The sequence below is a fragment of the Ginsengibacter sp. genome (assembly GCF_057362405.1).
Genome location: NZ_JBMQQG010000199.1, coordinates 1 through 8,271, shown reverse-complemented (window position 1 = coordinate 8,271; position 8,271 = coordinate 1). Strand labels below are relative to the sequence as shown.

Below are 8,271 nucleotides of genomic sequence, written 5' to 3'. Positions count from 1 at the left end.
TGATTTTTTAAAGCTAAAACTTGAGTAGTAAGAATAAAAATCTGCTTTTAAGAACAGATTAACCCTATCCTTCAATTCCCATTTGATCCCAAGACTTTTAATAGATTCGTCTATTTGCAACCGGGTAAGATATTTAATGCAAATTTGCAATAAGTGATATTTAAAATCAGCCAAAAGAATATTGAAAATAGTTGTAAATACCAGGCTACTTAGAAAGAATCATTTGGATGGAATTGGATGGGTAACTTATAATACCCTAAAATACATAACACAAAATCATCCCGAAATAGAATTTCATTTTCTATTTGATTCAGGTATAGACGAAGAATTTCTCTTTTCAAAAAATATTAAAGCTGTTAATCTTTTTCCACCGGCTAAACATGCATTGCTCAATATAATATGGTTTGAATACAGCGTCAGAAAGTATCTAAACAAGGTAAAGCCCGACCTTTTTTTTTCGCCTGACGGGATTTTATGTCTTGGTTGGAAAGGCAAACAGGTCGGAATTATACATGACATCAATTTTGTTCACATTCCCCAAGATCTAAAATGGACCAATAGAAAATACTACAATTATTTTTTCCCAAAATACGCTAAACGGGCCGATAGGATAATAACTATTTCGCAATACAGCAAAAAGGACATAATTGCAAATTTTAGAATCGATCAGAATAAAATAGACGTTATTCATTTAGGAATTAATTCATTTTTCAAACCTTCTTCCGGCGAAGAGATTGATAAAATTCGTAAGCGATATTCTGCCGGAAAAGAATATTTTCTTTTTGTCGGTACTTTGCACCCCAGGAAGAACATATTAAGACTACTCGAAGCTTTCGAATTATGTAAGAAAGAAAGCCACTCATCTACTAAACTTATTATTGCAGGAAAAGAGATGCATCGTACTAATGAGATGCATGAATTCAAAAATTCAATGGAATTCAAAGACGACGTTATATTTGTTGGCAGACTCAATGACGAGCAATTGCAGGACATTTATTCAGCAGCCTTAGCCCTCTGTTTTGTTCCATATTTCGAGGGATTTGGCCTGCCGCCTATTGAAGCGATGCAGTGTAATATCCCAGTCATTTGTTCTAATGTTACTTCAATGCCAGAAGTCGTGGGCGATGCCGCTTTATTAGTTGACCCTTTCAGTATTGATGAAATAAAGTCAGCTATGATTGCAATTCAAAAATCACCTGAGTTGCGTCACCAACTAGTTGAAAAAGGTAAATTGAGAAAGCAATTATTTTCATGGAAGAATACCGCCGATCAGATTTGGGAGAGTCTTTTCAAAGTCCTATAAAACATGCGCATCAGGTTTTTGTTTCCGCCTAATATAAAACACCAATGCCAAAATCATCGAAAGAAATACAATAATATTTGAAATGATGGTGATGGTTCTGCCCGTTGAAACCGATTTGGGTTCAAACCGGAATTCAATTTCATGATCGCCTGCGGGAACATACATGCCGCGTAACACATAGTCAGTTTTTACATAGTCTGCTTTTTTGCCATCAATAAATGCGTCCCATCCAAGCGGGTAATACACTTCACTTAACACTGCAAATTGCGGAGTAGTACTGTGAAAAGTGTAATCTATTTTATCATTAAGATTTTGTTTCAGTTTTATATAAGCCGAAGAATCAGGAACGGGAGGTTGTTTAATTTGCGATTGGTATCTTTTATCTACCACTGCCGTATCCTTAAGGTCAGTACTATCGAGAGCGTTCATTTCTTCGTTGGCATTGTCCACATATTTAATTCCTTTCGCCAGCCATGCATTTCCAAAAGCGCCCGGGTTTAGTTGAGCAACCGGTTTACCTGTCTGGGGATTTTGAATAATAAAATATTTTGTATTCAGCATATCAAATACCTGCATATTCCTTTTAGCAAGCTGATACATAATAATATCATTGTACAATCCAAGTTTTGCAGGATGATATCCACCCACTGAATTATGATGATAAGAAGTTGATGCGTCGTTGAATGGGTCTACTGTCGTATTGAAAACCCTGAAGTTCGCGTGATCCGGGTCTTTCATAATCTGGAGGTCCGCTTCGGTAGGCGTAAACGCAGATTCAAAATCGGTATCATCAACGAAATTATTCGAATTCAAATACCTTGTATCAACGCCTAACAGATCATATCCCGAAAGTACAATCAAAGACACGATAACGATTACGGGAGAAAATTTCTTTTTAACAAATAACCCAATTATCGCAAAGGCAAGCCCAATCAAAATGATAGATCTTAAAAGATCACCTCCCATCAGATCCTTTCTGTCAGTCTGCAAAGCGCTTATAAGTCCCCGGCTAACATCCTCTGCCTGCTGTTCCATTTGGGGCGTTGGCTGTTGTCCTTGCGGCACTTGTTGAAGCATGCTTTGTTTGAAGTTTTCTTTAAGGGTTTTATCACTTTTTCCACTAAAGGGAGCAGTAAAATAAAAACCGGCAAGCAATACCAATATGACACCGGTTATGATACCGGTAAGTTTTATTTTTTTCCATGCATCTGCATAATCAATTTTTTCAGAGACAAGTTTATCAACAGCTAAAACACCCAATAGAGGAAAGCATAGTTGCGGAATGACGAGCCCCATTGTAGGAGCCCGAAATTTATTGTAAAACGGCAGGTGATCGAAAAGGAAATAATTAAATGCCTGGAAGTTTGATCCCCATGCCAATAAAATTCCTAAAATTGTTACAGCTATAATCCACCATTTATGCCATGAGTTTACATAGACCAATCCAAAAATAAAAAGTAAACATATGATGGCTCCCAGGTAAACTGGTCCAGATGTTGTTGGCTGGTTACCCCAGTAAGAATAGGCATCGGCATACTGAAGCGCATTCTCTTCAGGCACGCCCATGCCGGAAAATTTCTCAACAAATTTTGAGGAGGTCGTGTATTCATTTCCGCCGTTGCTCCCCCCGTATAAACCCGGAACAATAAGGGTGAGTGACTCAGGAATACCAAGACTGTAATTGAATGCATAATCTTTATCAAGGCCCCCTTTTGTTTTGTTCTCAGTTTGTCCTGGCATGGTAAGTTCTGATCTGCCTCCACGCATACTTTCCTTGGCATATTCATAAGTTGGCATCATTGTTACCGCGTTACACGCTAGTCCCATAACTCCTGCAATCAAGGCAAGAGCCACACCTTTAAAAGCGACGGCTAATTGCTTCTCTTTATAGCTTTTTACGAGAAAAGCAACTGACATTACTGCGGCAATAAGTAAGGTATAATAAATCATCTGCAGATGATTTTGACCAATTAATACTGCTGCAAAAAAAGCGGTAATCGCAAAACCTGTCCAATATTTTTTTCGAAAAAGCAACACTAACCCTGCAAGGACAGCCGGCATATAACCTATCGAAAGCATTTGGGTATTATGGCCAACCGCTACTATTATTGGATCGAAGGTGGAATAGGAATATGCCAAACCGCCAAGAATTCCAACCCACGGACTTACACCCAGCACAATACATAAAAAATAGAAACAGATACAGGCAAGAAAGAAAAAACTGATAGGATTAGGTAAACCTAATTTCAGCACATTATCGAGATAGCCGACTTGCAATTTGGTACGCGAATCGAAAGCAATTTGGTACGCGGGCATGCCACTAAACATACTATTGGTCCATAAAGGATAATATCCATATTTGTCATGAAACTCCATTGATTGCTGGCTCATGCCCCGCCAACCTTGTATGTCGTGTTGCGATACCACCTTACCTTCCAGCGCGGGTTTGCAGTATATGACAGCAACTATTAAAAAAATCACAATAGCAATAATGTGGGGTAATATTTTTTTGAAATTGAAATTCTTCATGAATATTTTTTCTTTTAAAAAAGCAAAGTAAAAGTTTTATGGCAAAGGGTTCAAATAAAGTTTAAGACGCAGTGTTAAAAAAGGATTTTGTTTTGGGGCGCTCGTCTTTGACTCATTATTCAGCAACAGTTCCGGCCATCCGCTACAATCTTTTGCAGGAAAAGTTTTTGGAAAGTAAAGTTTCTCCGTGCAAAAGTATTTCCACTTCTGTCCGGCAGCCATTCATCATTAAATCTTTACTCATCTTTTATTATGCATTATCAATTGACGATTATCAATTATCATTTCCTATCTTAGTTTCTTACAAATCAATTTATGGCTTTAAGCAGAATATGGGCGGCTTTCATAATTGTGGCTGTATTGGCAGCAGTTTTTCAATGTGTGTTTGTTAAAGACAATACCGATATTTTTAACCGGATGGTTGTTGGTAAATCAGGTGATACGTCGTACACGAAAACAGTTGATAGTGCTTCTATGCCGGCCGCTATGTTGCAGGCTTTGCAAAATGGAAAAACGTATAACGATGGCCGTTATAAATATGCAAAAGCTGCCAATGGAAGTTATATCTCGTATAAAGAACAGAGTGGAGATGGCATTATCACAACCGCAAAAGCATCGGTTGATATTGCCATAAACCTTATTGGTATTATGGCGTTGTTCATGGGTTTTATGAGCATTGCTGAAAGGGCAGGTGGCATCAGGCTTTTATCGAAAATAATCGGCCCGTTCTTTTCAAAACTGTTTCCTGAATTACCCAAAAACCACCCGGCCATGGGCCACATGGTTATGAATTTTTCAGCAAATTTATTGGGTCTCGATAATGCCGCCACACCGTTTGGGATTAAAGCAATGGAAAGTTTACAGGAAATTAATCCCAATAAAGACACGGCTTCCAATGCACAGATTATGTTTCTCTGTTTACATGCCTCAGGACTCACGTTAATTCCCGTAAGTATCATCGCGATAAGAGCTTCACTCAACAGTACTAACCCGACCGAAATTTTTATTCCGTGTATGATCGCAACTTTTGCCGCTACCATGGCAGCCATGTTGATTGTGTCGTTCAAGCAAAAAATAAATATTTTTCAGCCGGTAATTTTGTTATGGGTATTGGGTATTTCGGCAGTTATCTCTCTCATGATTATCTATCTAAAAAGTTTGAGTTTTACAGGCGTTCAAACTTTTTCAGGCGTATTGAGTAACGGTATTATCCTCCTCATTTTTTTCCTAATTATTTTAGGAGCGCTTTATAAAAAGATTGATATTTTCAGCTCCTTTGTTGAAGGAGCAAAAGGTGGTTTTGAAGTGGCGATAAAAATAATTCCTTATTTGGTAGGGATGCTCGTTGCCATTAGCTTGTTACGTACCAGCGGTACTTTCGATGTAATTATAAGTGGAATGCGACACTTGTTTTCCGCATTAGGGACAGATACCCGGTTTGTTGATGGGTTACCCACAGCACTTATAAAACCATTGAGCGGAAGCGCGGCCCGGGGTATGATGATTGATGCCATGACGACTCACGGTCCCGATTCATTTGCTGCACGGTTATCCTCTATTTTACAGGGAACTTCCGATACTACTTTTTATATTATAGCTGTTTATTATGGCGCTGTCTCAATAAAGAATACACGTTATTCTATCGGCGCCATGTTGCTGGCAGACCTTGTGGGAATTGTGACTTCTATACTTTTGGCTTATTTCTTTTTTGGTAATGCGAGTTAAGAAATATTCTATCTCCTTTTCTTTGTTACTTTGTGTGTCTTGTGTCGTATTTTTTTCCGAACCAACGGTGCTTTTTGTGATAGCGTTGAATCAGCCGTTTCAGCGTTGTAGGTATTATATTTCCCAAAGGCGCCTCTTTCATCATCTACCATTACAGAAGATGGCTCAAATATTTCAGCCATCTTTTTAGACCTATAAATGTATGGATTGTATTTATTTCCCAAGACTATTATGGTTACAGAATCCTGTATCATTCTTATAAATACCGCATTGTTACCGTGCCACCATCCGTTATGATAAATAATTTTCCTTCCGTCAGGGTACACATTCATTCTCCATCCATATCCATAATTTCTTATTCCCGGCTTCTCGTTACTGTAAGGCGTATACGCTGCCTCCAGCATCTCCTTACTGAACATTTCATTCGTGTATAAACACTGGTCCCACTTTAAAAGGTCTTCTGGCGTGCTGTAAATGTTTTTATCGCCGAAACCAGTGTCTAAATAAGTAAGCTTTTCCTCCCGGCCCCTGTAGTACGAGGGCATTGCCCTGGCGCTGTCGGTGATGTTAAAAACATACGTGTCGTTCATGTGAAGCGGGGTAAAGAAAGTTGATTGCAGAAAATCCGCATAAGTCTGCCCTGAAGCCTTTTCTATAATCAATCCCAATAACGCATAATTGGTGTTACAATATTCAAATCTTGTTCCCGCTTTACTGTTAACCGGCGGCTTGAATTGGATAAGGTAGGAAAGCACATCTTCGTTGCTGCAATATTGCCTCGTGTTCCACCCCAGCTTTTCCATAAAATAAATGTAATTAGGCAAACCGCTGCGGTGGCTCAATAAAAATTTTACTTTAACATCATCGTAAGGAAAAGCCGGAAAGAATTTTTTAACATCATCATCAAGGCTCAGCTTACCCATTTCAGCCAATTTGAGGGTAGCCATGGCAGTGAATGTTTTGGAAACAGATGCAAGGTGAAACGGACTGTGAGGTGTGAGTGAATCCTTTTTCTTTAGGTTAAAATAACCATGATAGGCTTCAAAAATTACTTGTCCTTTTTTTGCAACAAGGATGCCGCCATTAAAACCTTTGTCTACTAAATTATGAATGTAATAATCCTGAATTTCACTGTGATACCGGTCAAATGCTGCTTTTGGCATATTACCCGGCTCAGGCGCAACATAGGCTGAGGAATCAACAGATGGTTTGGCAACTTTTTTTGCGGTGCCTTGCTGGCACGCTGTAACGGCTAGCAAAAATGATATTGGAATTAAAAAGATTCTTGGGGCTTTCATTGGAAAACTTTCAACGATTAACAGAGTATATTTGCAATATTACAATACAAAAATTATATGGCTGAAAAAAAGACAACCAGTTATCCTAAAGAAAAAATTAATATTTTATTTCTCGAAAACATAAGTAAAACGGCGGCAAAGAAGTTTTATGATGCAGGTTACAATTCTGTTAAACAAATTCCCGGAGCCTTAAGCGAAAAAGACCTCATAAAGGAAATAAAGAATGTGCATTTACTGGGCATCCGGTCAAAGTCTAAAATCACGCAGGAAGTGCTGAATAATGCTAACAAACTGCAGGCAATTGGCTGCTTTTGCATCGGCGTAAACCAGGTAGACCTGGCTGCGGCTACTAAAAAAGGCGTAACAGTTTTTAACGCACCTTATTCCAATACAAGGTCGGTAGCGGAGCTGGTGATTGCTTCTTCAATCATGCTAATAAGGAAGATCCCTGACAAAAATAAGGCCGCCCACGAGGGAAAATGGATTAAGGATTCATCCGGAAGTCATGAACTCCGGGGTAAAACGTTGGGTATTATCGGCTACGGAAACATTGGATCGCAGGTAAGCGTGTTGGCAGAAGCTTTGGGTATGAAAGTAATTTTTTACGATACCGAAACAAAAATGCCGCTGGGGAATGCGGAAGATAAATCATCGCTCAAAGAAGTACTGCGATTAGCTGACGTTATTACGCTGCACGTTCCGGATTTGCCTACCACCCGCAATATGATTAATAAAACCAATTTAAAATATTGCAACCCGACTGCGATGCTTATCAATTATGCCAGGGGGCAGGTGGTAGATATTCCTGCATTGAGAAATGCATTGGTTAATAAAGAACTTGGCGGAGCTGCAATCGACGTTTTCCCCGTTGAACCTGAAAAAACCGGCGACCCTTTTGTAACTCCGTTGCAGGGTTTAAGCAACGTGATTCTCACGCCACATATTGGCGGCTCAACCGAAGAGGCGCAGCATAATATCGGTGAAGATGTAAGCAGTAAGCTTTTTAATTTTTTGGAAAAGGGAATTACAACCGGCTCGCATACTACGCCGGGGTTAAGCCTTCCGCCGCAGGAAGGAACGCATCGCATTCTGCATGTTCACAAAAATGTTCCGGGCGTATTGTCAGAAATAAATACAACGCTTTCTGAAAACAAAATAAATATCCTGGGGCAATACTTAAAAACCAATGATGACATTGGATACGTAGTGTTGGATGTAAGCAAAAACATCTCAGGCAATGCCCTGGAATTACTCAAAAAAGTAAAGGAAACAATTAGGGTAAGATTATTGTATTAGCAGTTGGTATGGCGATAGTCGTCAAGAGTTAAATAATCAATATTTAATTTTCATTCAAATCCCACAAATCTTAACTGGAATGGTTCAAACTATTGTAATTATAGGCGGTGGCTTCGGCGG

At 39.1% G+C, this 8,271-nt stretch carries 5 protein-coding genes; 3 read left to right on the top strand and 2 right to left on the bottom strand.

Going from position 1 to position 8,271, the window contains the following annotated elements; translation table 11 throughout:
* Positions 1-181: 181 nt before the first annotated feature.
* Positions 182-1,303: a glycosyltransferase family 4 protein gene (locus tag ACO1O5_RS17250; protein WP_486272426.1), complete on the top strand. Its 1,122-nt coding sequence runs from the start codon at positions 182-184 to the stop codon at positions 1,301-1,303.
* Here ACO1O5_RS17250 and ACO1O5_RS17245 read toward each other — a convergent pair.
* On the bottom strand, positions 1,298-3,832 hold the full coding sequence (locus ACO1O5_RS17245; RefSeq protein WP_486272424.1) for a YfhO family protein: 2,535 nt from the start codon (positions 3,830-3,832) through the stop codon (positions 1,298-1,300). The two genes, ACO1O5_RS17250 and ACO1O5_RS17245, sit on opposite strands and share 6 nt — an antisense overlap.
* Positions 3,833-4,147: 315 nt before the next feature.
* Between ACO1O5_RS17245 and ACO1O5_RS17240 the strand changes: the two genes are divergently transcribed.
* Entirely contained in the window at positions 4,148-5,557 is a 1,410-nt protein-coding gene (locus tag ACO1O5_RS17240; protein WP_486272423.1) for a nucleoside recognition domain-containing protein, read from the top strand.
* Positions 5,558-5,565: 8 nt separating this feature from the next.
* Here ACO1O5_RS17240 and ACO1O5_RS17235 read toward each other — a convergent pair whose 3' ends face one another.
* Positions 5,566-6,855 carry a serine hydrolase domain-containing protein gene (locus ACO1O5_RS17235; protein WP_486272422.1) on the bottom strand — a complete coding sequence of 430 codons (1,290 nt, stop codon included), beginning with the start codon at positions 6,853-6,855 and terminating at the stop codon, positions 5,566-5,568.
* Positions 6,856-6,912: 57 nt separating this feature from the next.
* On the opposite strand from ACO1O5_RS17235, the gene serA reads away from it, so the two are divergent.
* Entirely contained in the window at positions 6,913-8,151 is a 1,239-nt protein-coding gene (serA, locus tag ACO1O5_RS17230; protein WP_486272420.1) for a phosphoglycerate dehydrogenase, read from the top strand.
* Positions 8,152-8,271 lie beyond the last annotated feature (120 nt).